The 13,990-nt window shown below is 68.3% G+C and carries 15 protein-coding genes and 1 tRNA gene; 6 read left to right on the top strand and 10 right to left on the bottom strand.

Annotated features, from left to right (window positions below; all coding sequences use genetic code 11):
* Positions 1 to 50: 50 nt before the first annotated feature.
* Positions 51 to 764: a class I SAM-dependent methyltransferase gene (locus ACLQ2O_RS18905; protein WP_425833051.1), complete on the bottom strand. Its 714-nt coding sequence runs from the start codon at positions 762 to 764 to the stop codon at positions 51 to 53.
* A gap of 77 nt (positions 765 to 841) precedes the next feature.
* Here ACLQ2O_RS18905 and ACLQ2O_RS18900 point away from each other — a divergent pair, with 77 nt between their 5' ends.
* The 3 genes from ACLQ2O_RS18900 (at position 842) to ACLQ2O_RS18890 (ending at position 3,457) form a co-directional block, all read left to right on the top strand.
* Positions 842 to 2,140, top strand: a complete 1,299-nt coding sequence (locus tag ACLQ2O_RS18900) for a hypothetical protein (RefSeq protein WP_425833049.1) — start codon at positions 842 to 844, stop codon at positions 2,138 to 2,140.
* A 71-nt stretch (positions 2,141 to 2,211) separates the two neighbouring features.
* Positions 2,212 to 3,357 carry an MFS transporter gene (locus tag ACLQ2O_RS18895; RefSeq protein ID WP_425833047.1) on the top strand — a complete coding sequence of 382 codons (1,146 nt, stop codon included), beginning with the start codon at positions 2,212 to 2,214 and terminating at the stop codon, positions 3,355 to 3,357.
* A gap of 27 nt (positions 3,358 to 3,384) precedes the next feature.
* A tRNA-Thr gene (locus tag ACLQ2O_RS18890) sits at positions 3,385 to 3,457 on the top strand.
* Between the two features lie 96 nt (positions 3,458 to 3,553).
* Here ACLQ2O_RS18890 and ACLQ2O_RS18885 read toward each other — a convergent pair.
* Positions 3,554 to 5,014, bottom strand: coding sequence for a helix-turn-helix domain-containing protein (locus ACLQ2O_RS18885; protein ID WP_425833045.1), 1,461 nt, complete (start codon positions 5,012 to 5,014; stop codon positions 3,554 to 3,556).
* A gap of 232 nt (positions 5,015 to 5,246) precedes the next feature.
* Between ACLQ2O_RS18885 and ACLQ2O_RS18880 the strand changes: the two genes are divergently transcribed.
* On the top strand, positions 5,247 to 6,779 hold the full coding sequence (locus ACLQ2O_RS18880) for a hypothetical protein (RefSeq protein WP_425833043.1): 1,533 nt from the start codon (positions 5,247 to 5,249) through the stop codon (positions 6,777 to 6,779).
* A gap of 399 nt (positions 6,780 to 7,178) precedes the next feature.
* Here ACLQ2O_RS18880 and ACLQ2O_RS18875 read toward each other — a convergent pair whose 3' ends face one another.
* Together ACLQ2O_RS18875 and ACLQ2O_RS18870 are read right to left on the bottom strand one after the other, a co-directional pair.
* On the bottom strand, positions 7,179 to 7,748 hold the full coding sequence (locus ACLQ2O_RS18875) for a permease prefix domain 1-containing protein (protein ID WP_425833041.1): 570 nt from the start codon (positions 7,746 to 7,748) through the stop codon (positions 7,179 to 7,181).
* Complete coding sequence (locus tag ACLQ2O_RS18870; RefSeq protein ID WP_425833039.1) at positions 7,730 to 8,074, bottom strand: PadR family transcriptional regulator; 345 nt, start codon at positions 8,072 to 8,074, stop codon at positions 7,730 to 7,732. Before ACLQ2O_RS18870 ends, ACLQ2O_RS18875 begins: the two co-directional genes overlap by 19 nt.
* A gap of 58 nt (positions 8,075 to 8,132) precedes the next feature.
* Here ACLQ2O_RS18870 and ACLQ2O_RS18865 point away from each other — a divergent pair, with 58 nt between their 5' ends.
* Both ACLQ2O_RS18865 and ACLQ2O_RS18860 read left to right on the top strand, forming a co-directional pair.
* Positions 8,133 to 9,110: an ATP-binding cassette domain-containing protein gene (locus ACLQ2O_RS18865; protein ID WP_425833037.1), complete on the top strand. Its 978-nt coding sequence runs from the start codon at positions 8,133 to 8,135 to the stop codon at positions 9,108 to 9,110.
* A 77-nt stretch (positions 9,111 to 9,187) separates the two neighbouring features.
* On the top strand, positions 9,188 to 9,955 hold the full coding sequence (locus tag ACLQ2O_RS18860) for an ABC transporter permease (protein ID WP_425833035.1): 768 nt from the start codon (positions 9,188 to 9,190) through the stop codon (positions 9,953 to 9,955).
* 24 nt (positions 9,956 to 9,979) lie between these two features.
* On the opposite strand, the gene ACLQ2O_RS18855 is transcribed toward ACLQ2O_RS18860, so the two are convergent.
* The 6 genes from ACLQ2O_RS18855 to ACLQ2O_RS18830 form a co-directional block, all read right to left on the bottom strand.
* The gene (locus tag ACLQ2O_RS18855; protein ID WP_425833033.1) at positions 9,980 to 10,993 is read right to left on the bottom strand and encodes a permease; all 1,014 of its coding nucleotides are present in this window, start codon (positions 10,991 to 10,993) and stop codon (positions 9,980 to 9,982) included.
* Entirely contained in the window at positions 10,990 to 11,337 is a 348-nt protein-coding gene (locus tag ACLQ2O_RS18850) for an ArsR/SmtB family transcription factor (protein ID WP_425833031.1), read from the bottom strand. Before ACLQ2O_RS18850 ends, ACLQ2O_RS18855 begins: the two co-directional genes overlap by 4 nt.
* Positions 11,328 to 11,684 carry a rhodanese-like domain-containing protein gene (locus ACLQ2O_RS18845; protein WP_425833029.1) on the bottom strand — a complete coding sequence of 119 codons (357 nt, stop codon included), beginning with the start codon at positions 11,682 to 11,684 and terminating at the stop codon, positions 11,328 to 11,330. The genes ACLQ2O_RS18850 and ACLQ2O_RS18845 overlap by 10 nt, the downstream gene beginning before the upstream one ends.
* A 69-nt stretch (positions 11,685 to 11,753) precedes the next feature.
* Positions 11,754 to 12,101: an ArsR/SmtB family transcription factor gene (locus ACLQ2O_RS18840; protein ID WP_425833027.1), complete on the bottom strand. Its 348-nt coding sequence runs from the start codon at positions 12,099 to 12,101 to the stop codon at positions 11,754 to 11,756.
* Between the two features lie 417 nt (positions 12,102 to 12,518).
* The gene (locus ACLQ2O_RS18835; protein ID WP_425833025.1) at positions 12,519 to 13,469 is read right to left on the bottom strand and encodes an alkylmercury lyase family protein; all 951 of its coding nucleotides are present in this window, start codon (positions 13,467 to 13,469) and stop codon (positions 12,519 to 12,521) included.
* Positions 13,466 to 13,873, bottom strand: coding sequence for a MerR family transcriptional regulator (locus tag ACLQ2O_RS18830; protein ID WP_425833023.1), 408 nt, complete (start codon positions 13,871 to 13,873; stop codon positions 13,466 to 13,468). The genes ACLQ2O_RS18835 and ACLQ2O_RS18830 overlap by 4 nt, the downstream gene beginning before the upstream one ends.
* Between the last annotated feature and the right edge of the window lie 117 nt (positions 13,874 to 13,990).

Below are 13,990 nucleotides of genomic sequence, written 5' to 3'. Positions count from 1 at the left end.
TCGCGATCAGTGAATCGCGGAACGCTGCGTGGCGTCAAGAGTTCACAGCGTTAAGAATCCACCCGGCGGCAGCGCAGGTAGAGCAGCCCGGGCGCCTCCCGCCAGACCGGCCGATCGCCGACCGGCTCGGCCAGGCGCTCGACGGCCAGGCCCGCCGCGACCAGCGTGTTCACGTACGTCGAGAGCGTGCGGTGGTACGACACCCGCGGCAGGATCTCCCACCGGGTCACGCTGTCGTACGGGCCCTCCTCGAAGTACCGGCCGGTGACGCGGCGGGCCTCGCCGGTCGTGTGGTCCATGAACTCGCCGTGCGCCGGTGGTTTGGTGCAGGGGTGCACGATCGACGCGATGAACCAGCCGCCGGGCTTCAGGATCCGCGCGACCGACCGCAGCGCCGGCTCGAGCTCGGGGATGTCCATCAGCGCCATGTAGCAGAGCGCGCCGTCGTACGACGCGTCGTCCAGTCCGTCGAGCCGCTGCGCGTCGCCGTGCACGTACTCGATGCCGCGCGGGCTGTCCTGCTCGAGCCTTCGGGCGTGGGCCAGGAGCGTCTCGGACGCGTCGACGCCGACGACGGTCGCGCCGAGATCGGCGAGCCGGCGGGTGTCGCGGCCTTGTCCACAGGCGATCGACGCGACCCGCCGGCCGTGCAGGTCGCCCAGGAGTTCGTCGAGCGTCGGATCGGTCAGGCCACCGCCGTCGGGATCGACGGTGGCGTGGTAGGCGTCGGCCAGGTCGTCGTACGGGCTCCTCAGGTTCGTCATGGATCGATTCAACCCGAGCAGGCCAAACGGGGCTGTAGCCTTTGCGCACTGGGTGGGGTGGGTTGGGGAGACAACACATGGGTGGGGATTTCAGGACCCGGCGGCGGGTGCTGTGGACCGCGGGCGTCGTCGTACTGGCTGTTGCCGCTTCCGCGGTGACCTGGGCCGTACGACGGCCGGACGAGCGAGCCGTGACGTCGTCGGTGCCGGCCTTGGTGACGCCGACCGTTGCTGCGACGCCTTCGGAGGCGCGGATGGTCGCGCAGGTCGACGCGTTGCTGAAGGCGCGGGCGGCGGCGGTGCTCGGCGGGAAGCTGCCGGCCTTTCTGGGGCAGCTCGATCCGGGCAACGCCAAGCTGCGGGCGCGGCACCAGCAGGTGTTCGGGAACCTGCGCAAGATCGGCCTGCGCACGCTGACCTACCGGCGCGAGGCGGGCTGGGTGCCCGAGAAACAGGCGCAGCACGGCGCGAACGCGTACGCCTTCCGGATCATGATGCTGGTCCAGGTCAACGGTATCGACACCGCGGCGCGCTACGTCCCGGTCGGCTACACGTTTGCCGAACGCAACGGCCGGTGGCTGCTCGTGGACGACGACGACCTGGCCGCCGAGGCCGATCGCGGCAAGACCCGCGAGCCGTGGGACCTCGGCCCGCTCGAGGTGGTTCGCGGACCCGGTGTCCTGGTGATCGTTCCGCCGTCCGAACGCGCGAACGGGCGGCGGTTGTTGCGCGAGGCCCGGATCGCGACGCCCGCCGTACGGGCTGCGACGCGGCGGGCCCAGGCCGGGATCCTGATCGTTGCCCTGGGCGACGGCCGGTCCTTCGCCGCGGAGTGGGAGACCGGCGGCCACCCGGCGGCGGCCGTCGCGGTCCAGAACTACACGCCGATCAACGCCGAGGCGACCCAGTTCAAGGTGAACGGGAGCCGCGTCGTCATCCACCCGAGCGAACGCTCCGATGCCGACCGTTTCCTGCTGGCGCACGAGTTCACCCACGCCGCCCTGTCCCCGCTCGGCCACGGTGCTCCGACCTGGCTCGTCGAGGGCTTCGCCGAGTACGTCGAGATGGAGCTCACCGCCGACGAGGGCCACACCCAGTGGCTCGCCGACCACCGCCGCGCCATCCGCCGCGAGGGCCTGCCGAAGCTGAAGGTCCTCCCCATCGACGGCGTCTTCCACGGCGCGTACGACGAACAGAGCTACGGCGTCAGCTGGCTGATCGTCGAGCACCTCGTCACGACGTACGGGCTGCCCCGCGTGAACGCCTTCTACGCCGAGCTCGCCAAGTCCCCGGACGACCCGACCGCCCGCGACCAGGCGCTGGCGAAACACTTCAAAACCACCGACGCCGCGCTGGTCGCGGCGGTCAAGGAATAGCTCGCGCTGGCCTGAGGCCGGATTTCTCCAGAAGCTCGCCGACTGGCGGGGGAAGGCCTTACTGTTCGGTAATGCTGCGCAGCCGCTGGACGCCGATCGTCGCGTACTCCCTGGTCGGCGCCGCGACCCAGCTCGTCTGGCTCAACTTCGCGGGCGTCACGACCGTCGCCGCCGACCGGTACGACGTGAGCGAGAACGCCATCGGCTGGCTGGCCCAGGTCTTTCCTCTGCTGTACGTCGTACTGGCGATCCCTGCGGGCCTGCTCCTCGACCGCTGGTTCCGGGCGTCCCTGCTGGTCGGCGCTCTGCTGACCGCCGTCGGTGCGCTGATCCGGCTGGGGGACACCTACACCTGGCTCCTGGCCGGGCAGATCGTTGCCTCGGTCGCGCAGCCGTTGGTGCTGAACGCCGTCACCGGCATCACCGGGCGCTACCTCCGGGTCCGCGACCGTCCCACCGGGATCGCGGTCGGTACCGCCAGCATCTTCGCCGGCATGGTCATCGCCTTCGTGCTCTCCGCGATCTTTGCCTCGGGCAACCAGCTTCCCGTCGTACTGGTCGTGTCAGCCGTCTTCTCCGTCGTCGCCGCGGTCGCCCTTCTGCTGGCCCTCCGCCTCCCCGCGGACCACAAACCCGCCACGACCCGCCCCGACCGCAACGCCCTCCGCACCGCCTGGAGCGACCCCCTCATCCGCCGCCTCTGCGTCCTGGCGATGTTCCCCTTCGGCGTCTTCGTCGCGATGACCACCTTCGCCCAGCCCCTCCTGGAACCAGCCGGCGTCTCCGCCAGCACGGCCAGCACCATCCTCCTGGTCAACGTAGTAGCCGGCGTCCTCGGCAGCGCCACCATCCCCATCTGGGTCTCCCGCCACAACGCGGCCTCAGCCCAACTGGCCCTAAGCCTCACCGCCACCGCCGTAGCGTGCGTCTTGCTGGCCGTCGCCCCCAGCACGTTGGTCGCCTACCTGGCCATCACCACCATCGGCCTCCTACTCCTCCCAGCCCTCCCCGTAGTCCTGGAAGTCGTAGAACGCCGAACCGGCGAAGCAGAAGGCACCGGCGCCGGCCTCATCTGGATGTCCGGCAACCTAGGCGGCCTCCTGGTAGCCACCGCAGTCGGCCTCCTGGTCAACCACCCCACCCCCGCCTTCTTCGTCCTGGCCGCCATAGCTCTCATCGCAGTCCCCGGAGCCCGAGCCCTGCGCCACACCCTCTGACCCATCCACTACAATCGACCAGCACCCGCCGACGTGGCGCAATTGGTAGCGCACCGCTCTTGTAAAGCGGTGGTTAGGGGTTCGAGTCCCCTCGTCGGCTCTCTGAACTGGGCTTATGCCTCGCTGGACATGGTCCAGAGGGGCGGAACTGAACACTTACTGAACGCTTTCGACTTTCGGCCGTCGAGTTTGGTCCTCAGATGTCGGGGCTTGCCGACGGTTGCTGACCCTGGTCATCGATCGCCCTGAGCGCCTCGTCGAGGATGCTCGCGGCCTCTGGATTGCGCGCTTTCCTGCCGACGTAGTCGTTCAACGTGGTCGTCGTGTCGGCCTGGCCCAACTGGTCAGCGATCTTCCGCGCCGACTGACCGGCGTCGTCGAGGATGGTCGCCGTCGTCTTCCGGAACTTGTGCGAGGTCACCCACGCCAATTCGTCGGCGAGAGATGGGAGGCTCGCGAGCTCTGCGGCCTCGAGCACGGCTGAGCGGTCCGACCTCGAGAGCCGATACAAGTCGGCAAGGGTCATTAGCTCCGTCGCCTGGACCTTCACCCGGCCGGTCTCGATCAGGGTGATCCGGTTCTTGCGCCAGCCGAGGGTCGCGACGACTTCCTCCTGAGTCAACCCAGCTGAGCGGCGAGCGATCTTCAAGGCCTTCCCCAGCTCAACGCGTCGCCGACTCCCGACCGGGCGGCGGGCTTCACGGAACGCTCGCTGGACGTTGTGGGGATCCCGGAACCCTCCGGTCGCCGAGGGAAACAGTGGTGAGTCAGGTGACGTGTGCGGCGTCCAACGAGCGTTGACCATCTCTAATGCCCAGCCCGGCAAGATCAGGCGGCGTTCTCCGGCGATGGTTTTGACCTCTCGGCGTACCAGGCCCTTGCCGCGAAGACGCTGAATCTGGTGGCTGCAGTCGACCTCGCCGGTCTCGCGGTTGATGCCGCTCCAGATGACGGCCAAGGTCTCGCCGATCCGCTCGCCAGTTCCGAGCATGAACTTGCTGATGTCGATCAGGTCAGCCTTTACGGCCCGTTCGTCTTGGCGAAGCATGTCGAACCACTGTTGCCTGTCCTCCGCATCTAGTGCCCGGGCCGGAGTCCTGCGCCGCTTGCCCAGAGGCTCGATCTCGCGAACGGGATTGGCCGTCACGGCACCGTGTCGTACCGCGAGAGCGAAAGCTCCGGTCAAGATGCTCTTGCAGGTCTTGGCCGACGCGACGCCGACCTCCGTCTTGATGTCACCGATCAGCTTGTTCACTCGTGGTGTGGTCATCTCGCCCAGCCGGAGTTGCCCACCGCGAGGGATCAGATTCTTCTGGGCATGGTAGGTGTAGGTCTCGTACGTGCCGGGCGCCAGCCGGCCGTCCTCAACCGCCTGCCGCACGCCATCCAGATAGAGCTCGACGAGAACGTGCACCCGATCCGACGACTTCAACTCGGTCGAGCCCTCGAGCCGCACCCGCTCCTTGAGCTTCATGCGCAGAGTGTTCTTGGCCGCGGTCTCGGTGGCTCCCCACGCAGCCACCTGTCGCGTGGCTCCGTCGAAATCACGAAATCTGGCCTTGGCCTCCCATTTGGTGGGCCGCCGACGCTCGTCGCGCCGGATCACCTGCGTGAAGATCTCCCCCCAAGTTCCCAGCGGAAGCGGTTCCTTCGGCACCCGGCCCCTCCACGGCTATGCCGACCGCCCGACCGACAGCCGACTCTCACCACCTTCAACGTCTGGGCCACCGGCGGTTCAAGTGATAAGCCGCACGGTTGTTCTCATCTCGTTGAGCGTCCGAGCTGATCACGACGCCCCGCTATTCGATGCCCCATCAACCGCAGTTCAGCCTGCGTTCACGGTAGGCGGTTCGGATGGCGGCATCCGTCCACCCTGTGTAGGAGCTGTCATGCGCGACCACGATCACGACCATGACCACAGTCACGAGCACGTCCAGTTCGATCCGGCCGACCCCCAGGACAACACCGCGGCCGGCCTTTCGCGCCGACAGCTGATGAAGGTCGGCGGCGTCGGCGCCACGCTGGCCGCCGCGACCGCGCTTCCTGGTACGGCATTCGCCTCGCACGGACCTCAGCCCGGTGGCGCGGGTCGAGGCCGGACATGGCGGGCTGGCGACCACCACATCCACTCGGAGTACTCCGGCCGGTTCGACACCACGAAGAACCCACCGGTGTTCACCAAAGGTGCGGACGCGGTGTACCCGATCGTGACGAACGCGATCATGGCGAAGAGCTTCGGGCTGTCCTGGGTGATGTGCACCGACCACGGCGGACCGACCCACTCCAAGGTCAACCTCGAGCTGGCCTACCCCGATCTGCTCAAGTCGCGCCGGCTGGTTCCCGACGTCCTGCAGTTCTGGGGGATGGAGTTCGACGCGCCGGCGATGGACCATCACACGCTGATGATTCCGCGCCGCGACAACGAGGCGCAGTTGCTGTACGACCTGGAGTCGCGGTTCGCCAAGAACGATCCGTTCCCGGCCGACCCGTCCCGCGACACCGAGTCGAAGATGGTCGAGTTCCTGAACTACGCCAAGAACCTGACCGCCAAGCCCCTGGTGATCGCCCACCACGCCGCCCGCTCGGCGACCGGGCTGGGAGTCTGGGGCCAGGACACTCCGCACGAGTTCCGGAACAACCAGGACGCCGCGCCGGACGTGTACGTCGGGTTCGAAGGCGCGCCGGGCCACCAGGCCGGCCCACTGAACGGTGGGGCCCGCGGCGGCTACGGCAGCTACCCGACGCACGGCGGCTACGACCAGATGACCGCGATCGTCGGCGGCCTGTGGGACTCGCTGCTCGGCGAGGGGCGCAAGTGGTGGATCACCGCGACCTCGGACTCTCACGTGCACTGGACCCGCGGCGGCTCGGACTTCTGGCCCGGCGAGTACTCCAAGACCTACGTCAACGCCCGGCAGGACTACGCCGACGTCATGGATGGGCTGCGCACCGGGCGGATCTTCGTCACGACCGGCGACCTCGTCACCGGGCTTGACATCTCCGCGGCGAACGGCCGCCAGGTCGCTATCGTTGGGAAGCAGCTCACGGTGACCGACCGCCGCAGCAACGACGTCACCGTCGAGATCCGGTTCCGGCCCCTCAATGGTGAGAACGCAAACGGCGACCGGCCAGAGGTCAACCGTGTCGACCTGATCGTCGGCGAAATCACCGGCCCGGTGTCCGACCGCGACGCCGCGACCAACCCCACCGCCAAGGTGGTTGCCCGCTACGGCAAGAAGGACTTCCGTCGCGTCGGCGGCGAGTTCGTCGTTCGCCACACGCTGCGCGACGTCACCGCCAGCAGCTACCTCCGGGTCCGGGGCACCAGCACCGACGAGGCCGAGCCGGCCGCTGACGGCAAGGAAAGCCCGTGGGAAGACCTCTGGTTCTACTCCAACCCGATCTTCATCAAGGTGGGCTGAGGAATCGGCGCGATCCGGCACGGTAGGCGCACGGGCCGGCGACCAGGACAGGGTGAGCTGTGAGCCGGTGGAAGGCGTAGTGCTGGGTCGGGTAACGCATGCCCCGAACCAGATCTGGGTCGGTTTCGGTATCGAGGCGCCGGTGGAGCTGTCCACTGCGCGCTCTGGATGCTGAGCTGGAGCAACTCGTCGGTCGCGTACCCGAGCGGGAATCTGAGGATGATCTGCCCTCGGTGCCGCTCGGTGCCGCTCGGGGCGCCCGGGTGCTGTGGCGGAGCCCCGAGCACCTGGGACTCGCAGGTGACGAAGAGATCAGTTGGCACGCGTTCGATGCGCCGAAGAAGGTCGAGGTGATCGCTGGCCTCGTTCGCTCCTGAGGCAGTCCGGCGCCGACGGCACTTACGCCAGGAGGCGTGGCAGGTTGCGTGCGGTCAGTGCGGTCCGGGCGAGGCTTGCCGGCACAGCAAAGGCCATCGGCCAAGTAACGGCCGTGGCCGTGGTTGCGATGACGGCGAGCATACCGAGGTCGAGCAGTATCAAAACGATGGATGCGGGTGCTGCGAGCCGGCCTGTTCCGGGAGTGTTGCTCTTAGCAACAGTCAGCAGGGTGGCGGCCACGGCGAGGAGTACGGCGCCGTAGAAGGCTGCCGCGCCGGGTGGGATCTGCCAGGTCCACGCTTGTGCGGTGGTGAGGGTGGTTGCCCACAAAACGGCGAATATCGGCGCGGTGATCAGCAGTGCGACCGCGGTACGCCGGCCGGGAGACTGGCGGGCGAATGCGGTGGTGACTTCGGTTGGCCCGCCGAAGTCGTTGATGGCTGACTGGGCGGCGTCAGCCGGTGACAGGCCGCGGCGCAGATGGTGCTGGAAGGTCTCGTCCAGGCCGTCGGCGAGTTCCTCTACGGCTGTGGCTGGGAGGAGTCGACCGAGTTCGTCGAGGTAGTTGTGGATCAGGTCGTGGTCGGCCATGGGCCTGGCTCCAGCAGTGACGTAACTGCGGTTGCGAACTCGCGCCAGTTGGCGCGGTCTCCGGCCAGTTTCTTGTGGCCGTCGTCGGTGAGTTGGTAGCTGCGGCGTCGGCGCCCGTCGACGACGGACCAGGACCCGGCGATCAGTCCGGCTCGTTCGAGGCGGTGCAGTGCCGGGTAGACGGTGCCGGTGGGCAGGTCGAATCGGCCGCCGCTGCCGTCGCGTAGCGCTTCCTTGATCGCGTAGCCGTGCTGAGGCCCGTTGGTCAAAGTGGCGAGCAGTAGGACATCAAGGTGGCCCTTCAGGGCTTGCGCATCCGCCCTCATAGGTAGTAATCCTACAACAGGCGGATAGGTAGTAAACCTAGCTATAGGCGGTGGCGGCATGAGTGAGCCGGCGATCGTGGCCGAGGGATTGGTGAAGCGGTTCGGAGCTGTCGACGCGCTGTCCGGTGTCGATCTGCAGGTGCCGGCGGGATCGGTCCTGGGGCTGCTGGGACCGAACGGGGCAGGTAAGACGACTGTGGTGCGCGTTCTCGCGACGTTGCTGCGCCCGGATGCCGGTACTGCGAGGGTCGCGGGTCTGGATGTCGTCAGGCGGGCCGCCGCGGTGCGGCGCCGGATCGGGTTGGCGGGCCAGTACGCGGCGGTGGATCCGTATCTGACGGGCCGGGAGAACCTGCAGATGATCGGGCGGCTGTCGGGACTCAACCGCGGCGCCGCGCGCCAGCGGGCCGGTGAATTGCTGGACGAGTTCGATCTGGGCGCGGCGGCGGACCGGGTCCTTCGTGGCTATTCGGGCGGGATGCGCCGACGGCTGGATGTCGCGGCAAGTTTGGTGGCCAGGCCGTCGGTGTTGTTCCTGGACGAGCCGACCACTGGCCTCGATCCGCGGGGCCGTAGTGGGTTGTGGCACACGATCGCGGCGTTGACCGCGCAGGGCACGACGGTGCTGCTCACCACGCAGTACCTGGAGGAGGCTGACCATCTGGCCGACGGCATCGTGGTCATGGACGCGGGCCGGGTGATCGCCAAGGGAACCTCGGACGAGTTGAAGTCGCAGGTCGGTGGCGACCGGCTCGAGCTGCGGGCGGCGCCGGGCGTCGACCCGGCCATGATGGCAACGGCCGTCAGGGACCTCGGCTCCGGCCCGCCGGTCGTCGACTCGGGTGATGGCACGGTCGTGATGGCGGTGGTCGACGGTCCGGGCCTGCTCGGTGATGCGATGGCTCGGTTGTCGGCGGCCGGGTTGCGGGTGACCGATGTGGCGCTGCGCCGGCCGTCGCTGGACGATGTCTTCCTGGCCTTGACCGGTCAGTCGGCCACTGCTGGACCGGACCTCGCCGAGACCGGGAGTCGGTGATGACTCCCGGGCGAGCGGTGTCTGTCTCGCGATCGGTCGATCATGCAGCTGCGCCAGACGATGCCAGGCCGCGGGGTGTGCGGTGGCTGGCGGGCGATGTCTTGGTGATCACGGGCCGGAACTTGCGGCGGCTGGTGCGGGTGCCGACGTTGATCGTGTTCGCCACGGTGCAGCCGGTGCTGTTCGTGTTGCTGTTCACCTACGTGTTCGGTGGGGCGATCCGTCCGCCAGGGATCGAGCACTACGTCGATTTCCTGTTGCCGGGGATCTTCGTGCTGGCGATCGCGTTCGGTGCTTCCCAGACCGGGGTGGCGATCGCGGATGATCTGGCCACCGGCATGATTGACCGGTTCCGTGCGCTGCCGATGACCCGGTCCGCGGTGCTGGCCGGGCGGACCGTGGCCGACGCGGTGCGGAACCTGTTCGTATTGCTGCTGATGACCGGTGTCGGTTACGCGATCGGTTTCCGGTTCCACGCCGGTGCCTTGGCGGCAGCGGGCGCGATCGGTTTGGCGATGTTGATCGGGGTTGTCTTGTCGTGGATCAACGCACTGGTGGGCTTGCTCGTTCACGACGCGGAGACGGCCGGGTTGGCTGGGCTGATGCCGGTGATCGTGTTGGTGTTCACCAGTTCCACGTTCGTCCCGGTTGCCACGATGCCGGGCTGGCTGCAGGCGTTCGCGGAGGTCAACCCGGTCACCGTGACGGTCGACGCATTGCGCGCCCTGGTGCTTGGCGGCCCGACGGCCGAGCGCGTGTGGCAGGCGCTCGCATGGATCATCGGGCTGCTCCTTGTCGCGATTCCCGTTGCAGTACTGCGTTACCGCCGCGCCACCGCCGGCTGACCTGCAGGGGAAATCGTGGCCGCTTCACAGCCACAGGGGAGCAAGCCAGCCGAGCGTGACGGCACCGAGGTACAGGAGTCCGACGACCAGGGCGACGACGCGGCGGCGAGCAATGAGCAGCATGCCGCTGATCGCGCCGACGCTGGTGCCGGCACCGGTGATCAGGAACGCCAGCGCCGGGCCGGCGCCCATGCCGCCGTCCATCAGGGTCGCCACCAGCGGGAGCGATCCGTCGGTGTTGAGATAGACCGGGATGCCGATCAGCGCCGCCAAGGGCACCGCAAGGATGGAGTCTCCGCCGAGGTAGTCGGTGAGCCATCGGGTGGGGACGGCTTCGAGCAGGAGATAGCCCAAGGTCGCGAAACCGAAGAAGAACAAGGCGAGGCGCCGGCCCGTGACGAGAACTTCCCGTGCCAGCAGGTCGAGCTTGTAGCGGGCGACCGCGGGCGTACGGCGTACTGGATTCGCGAGCGTCGCCACCGGTGCATCCAGACCCGACGGGGCCTCGGACGCCTCGGGGTCAGCCTTCGGTGCCGGGGTCTCGCAGTTGCTGGCGCAGGCAGTGTCTCTGCGCGTGCTGCTCATCCGCGCTTGGCCGGCCAGCCAGCCGGTGCGCTCGACGAGGAAGGTGATGACGCCGGCGACGATGCCGAGAACGATCGCGGCACCGAAGAAGGTCAGCGCGAACGACGCTCCGAAAAGAGCCGTCGACAGCACGAGCTCTTCGGGGCTGGTCAGCGGCGAGGACACCATGAACGCGACCACCGGTGCCCACGGAACGTGCGAGGCCATCGCGCCGAGCACGACCGCGGTGGTGCCACACGAGCAAAACGGTGTGAGTGTCGCCAGCGCGACGGCGCCGACAACGGCGATCGAGGTGCTTTTGCGTAGCCAGGTCGCCAGCCGGCCGGTGCCGACGTAGACCACCAGGACCGAGGCGATCACGATGCTCGCGGCCAGGAACGGCCACACGTTGCCGAAGGTCGTCCACACGTCGCCGACGACCCGTCCGAGTAGGTGCAGCACGGACTCGATCACGATGGTCCGCTCTCGTGCCGTTCGTCTGTCGTGAGGAGTGAGCCGAGGCGGTTCAGTGCCGGCAGGTCGGCGCGGTAGTTGATCCGGTTGCCGTGCCGGTCGCTGTGAATCAGTCCGCGCTGGCGAAGGACCTTCAGGTGGTGGCTGATCGTGGGTCCGGTGACGCTGAATCCGCCGGCCAGTTCGCACACGCACAACGGGTCGGTTCCGCAGGACGCGATCGTCGACAAGAGCCGTAGCCGCACCGGATCACCCAGCGCCCTGAACGAGGCCGCCGCCACAGCCGCGTCGACCTCGCCGATCGATCCTGCGTCCAGGGCGGGTGCGCTGGTGATCAGCTGCATTGGTCGAGCGATCGGTGATCGGCCGTCTCGATCGGCAGGCCGGCATCGAGCCAGTCTTGTTTTCCGCCGGTGTAGCGGTGAACGTCGCGGTAACCGAGCTCGGTCAACCGCTGGGCGACCCGCAGAGACGCGTCGCAGTCCGCACTGCCGCAGTACACGATGACGCGGCGGTCCAGGTCGGGCAGCAGCGTCTTGGCCAGCTCGACAACGCGCCGGGGCCGGATGTTCACCGCCCCGGGCAGATGCCCCTGCGCGTAGACCTCTTCGGGCAGCGCCTCAACCACGACGGCGTCGCCGCCGGCGATCAAATCGGCCACCTGGGCGCGCTGAATTTCTGGAACAGGCATGACGGAACCCTCCGATGTCGCTGGTGTGGTTGAAGAGCGGGTGATCCCTGGTGCTTGGGCTGGGGCTGGTTAGGCGTTGGAGTCGGTCAGGCACCACGCCAGATCGATCAGGCCCACCACGCACTGGTCGTCGATGCGGTACCAGATCCGGTTGCCGTCGCGGCGGGACGCCAAGATGCCCTTGTCGACCAGGCGCTGCAGCTGGTTGGACACCGCCTGCGGCTTCAGCTCCACCGCCTCGGCCAGCTGGTTCACCGACACCTCTCCATCGCGCACCAACGCGTGCAGCAGCCGCAGCCGGGTGTCGTTGGCCAGCACCTTGAACAGGCCCTCCAGCCGCGACGCGTCCATCGACCCGATCAACGGGCGATCGGCCAAAGCCGGCCGCCGATCCGTCGACACCACTTGATCACTCATAAATCCACTATTACACGAGTCGGTGTAATAGTGAAGTGCTAGCGACCGGTGGTAGTCCGGCCAGGGGTCGGCGTTCGGTGTCGCATTGAGGTGGATGCGCGGATGATGGCGGTATGACCGTTGCGGAAGAGACGTTCCAGCCGTCGGCGCCGGTGTGTTGGTGCTGCGGGGCGAGTTCGAGGATCGTGACTTGGTGCGGCTGGGGGCTCACCCGGAGGTCGGGGTCTGTGTGGGGTGCGCGAAGTATTTGCAGCGCCGCGCGGCCGAGCGCGAGGACGAGCTGCGGCCGTCGCGGGGCGCGTGTGCGCGGGCTGTGGTGCGAGGTGTGCGTGGCTGGGTGATCGCACGGCGTTGGCACGAGTTGCCGGTCGTGGGGCGGTTGTTGCGCCGGCTCGACCGGCATCTGCCCTGACCGGGTCAGGATGCGAGCAGTGGCTGGAACAGGCGGGTGGCGAGGTCTTCGGCGTCGGCCTGGTTGAGGATCTGTCCGGCGACGCTGGGGTGGTTGGCGGTCCAGGCCTTCGCCGCGGCGTAGTCGGGGAAGAGGTTGAGGTAGTCGCAGCAGCAGTCGGCTGACGGGCCACCGCCGGCGTCGGCGCCGATGAACACGACCGCCTGCTCCGGCCGCCAGGTGGTTCGCCCGTTCCTGGTGGTCACGGTGATGGGTTGCCCGGTGGTGACGTCGACGGACTCGATCCGGGTGTCTCGGCCGAGCATGGGTGCGATGCCGAGAGCGTCGATCGCGCACATCGCGTACACGTCGACCCCGCCGCCGTCAGGGTCGGCGATGTGGACACGGTGCCGGGTCGGGTCGGCCGAGAACGGGTAGGCGACCGCGACCTGCCCGTCGGCGTTGAGCCGGATCGCGTCGGCGTCGTGCAGCGCGCTCAGCACGTCGGCCGTGATCCGGCCGCTGCCGGCCACCACCTCGTCCAGGTCCGGGCCGCTGGGCGCAACGCCAGCGGCTACGAAGGCCCGCAGGATCGCCTGGTGCACGGCCTTCTCGACAGGGTCCAGCGGGACGGCGCGAGTCCGCCAGGCGCTCAGAACCTCCCCCGGCGCGGTGCGGGAGTCGGCGGTTGTGATCGCTGCGCGCAGTTGGTCGATCGATGGGGCGGGCACGATCCGGCCGGTCTCGTCGCGGTAGAGCCGGCATGACACCCCGCACCCGCAGCCGCCGTTGTCGGCAGCGAAGGGGTCGGTGCCGTCGATCAGCAGGGTCGGTGAGCCGGCCATGCCGTACCGGGCGGCGTCGGCGTCGGTCTCGATCAGCCGGGTGGTGACCGGCAGGTCGGTGACTTCGGCGAGGCGTTGCAGCATCGGCGCCAGGTTCGGGCAGTCGGGGACGTGCAGGATTTCGAGGTTCATCGGGTCGCCTCCGAGTGGTGGTCGATGGCTTCCAGCAGCGCGCAGCTGCGGTCGGCGCGGGGAAGGTCGCAGGTCGCGACCAGTTCGGCCAGCGAGTCGTGGATCCGTTGCAGGTCGCGGATCCGGGCCTCCAGATCGGCTCGGCGGTCCTCGGCCAGGGCCCTTGCGGCGTCGCAGGCGTCCGGGCCACCGTTGTCGAGGTGCAGCAGTTCCGCGACCTCGTCAAGGGTGAAGCCGAGCTCCTGGGCGCGTTTGATGAACCGCAGCAGCTCGACCGTGCTGGGTGGGTAGTCGCGGTAGCCGCCCGGCGTGCGCGGTGGCTGCGAGAGCAGTCCACGGCGTTCGTAGTAGCGCAGCGTCTCGGTGTTCACCCCGGCCTGGCCGGCCAGCTCACTGGTTCGCATACCCACCATCGTCAACCCTGGACCCGACTACAGAGTCAAGGGTCGCTGTTCTCGACCTACTCGGCCCCGGTTGCGCTCGCGCGAGGGTCGGGCTGGGACAGCCAGCTGCACTGAACG

The organism is Kribbella sp. DT2 (assembly GCF_049844575.1).
In the GTDB taxonomy this organism is placed as follows: domain Bacteria; phylum Actinomycetota; class Actinomycetes; order Propionibacteriales; family Kribbellaceae; genus Kribbella.
This window is presented reverse-complemented; position numbering and strand designations above follow the sequence as displayed.

Excerpts from the sequence above, each read along its gene's own strand:
- ACLQ2O_RS18905 (WP_425833051.1), bottom strand. The coding sequence starts at position 764 with ATGACGAACCTGAGGAGCCCGTACGACGACCTGGCCGACGCCTACCAC.
- ACLQ2O_RS18900 (WP_425833049.1), top strand. The coding sequence starts at position 842 with ATGGGTGGGGATTTCAGGACCCGGCGGCGGGTGCTGTGGACCGCGGGC.
- ACLQ2O_RS18895 (WP_425833047.1), top strand. The coding sequence starts at position 2,212 with ATGCTGCGCAGCCGCTGGACGCCGATCGTCGCGTACTCCCTGGTCGGC.
- ACLQ2O_RS18880 (WP_425833043.1), top strand. The coding sequence starts at position 5,247 with ATGCGCGACCACGATCACGACCATGACCACAGTCACGAGCACGTCCAG.
- ACLQ2O_RS18875 (WP_425833041.1), bottom strand. The coding sequence starts at position 7,748 with ATGGCCGACCACGACCTGATCCACAACTACCTCGACGAACTCGGTCGA.
- ACLQ2O_RS18870 (WP_425833039.1), bottom strand. The coding sequence starts at position 8,074 with ATGAGGGCGGATGCGCAAGCCCTGAAGGGCCACCTTGATGTCCTACTG.
- ACLQ2O_RS18865 (WP_425833037.1), top strand. The coding sequence starts at position 8,133 with ATGAGTGAGCCGGCGATCGTGGCCGAGGGATTGGTGAAGCGGTTCGGA.
- ACLQ2O_RS18850 (WP_425833031.1), bottom strand. The coding sequence starts at position 11,337 with ATGCAGCTGATCACCAGCGCACCCGCCCTGGACGCAGGATCGATCGGC.
- ACLQ2O_RS18845 (WP_425833029.1), bottom strand. The coding sequence starts at position 11,684 with ATGCCTGTTCCAGAAATTCAGCGCGCCCAGGTGGCCGATTTGATCGCC.
- ACLQ2O_RS18840 (WP_425833027.1), bottom strand. The coding sequence starts at position 12,101 with ATGAGTGATCAAGTGGTGTCGACGGATCGGCGGCCGGCTTTGGCCGAT.
- ACLQ2O_RS18835 (WP_425833025.1), bottom strand. The coding sequence starts at position 13,469 with ATGAACCTCGAAATCCTGCACGTCCCCGACTGCCCGAACCTGGCGCCG.
- ACLQ2O_RS18830 (WP_425833023.1), bottom strand. The coding sequence starts at position 13,873 with ATGCGAACCAGTGAGCTGGCCGGCCAGGCCGGGGTGAACACCGAGACG.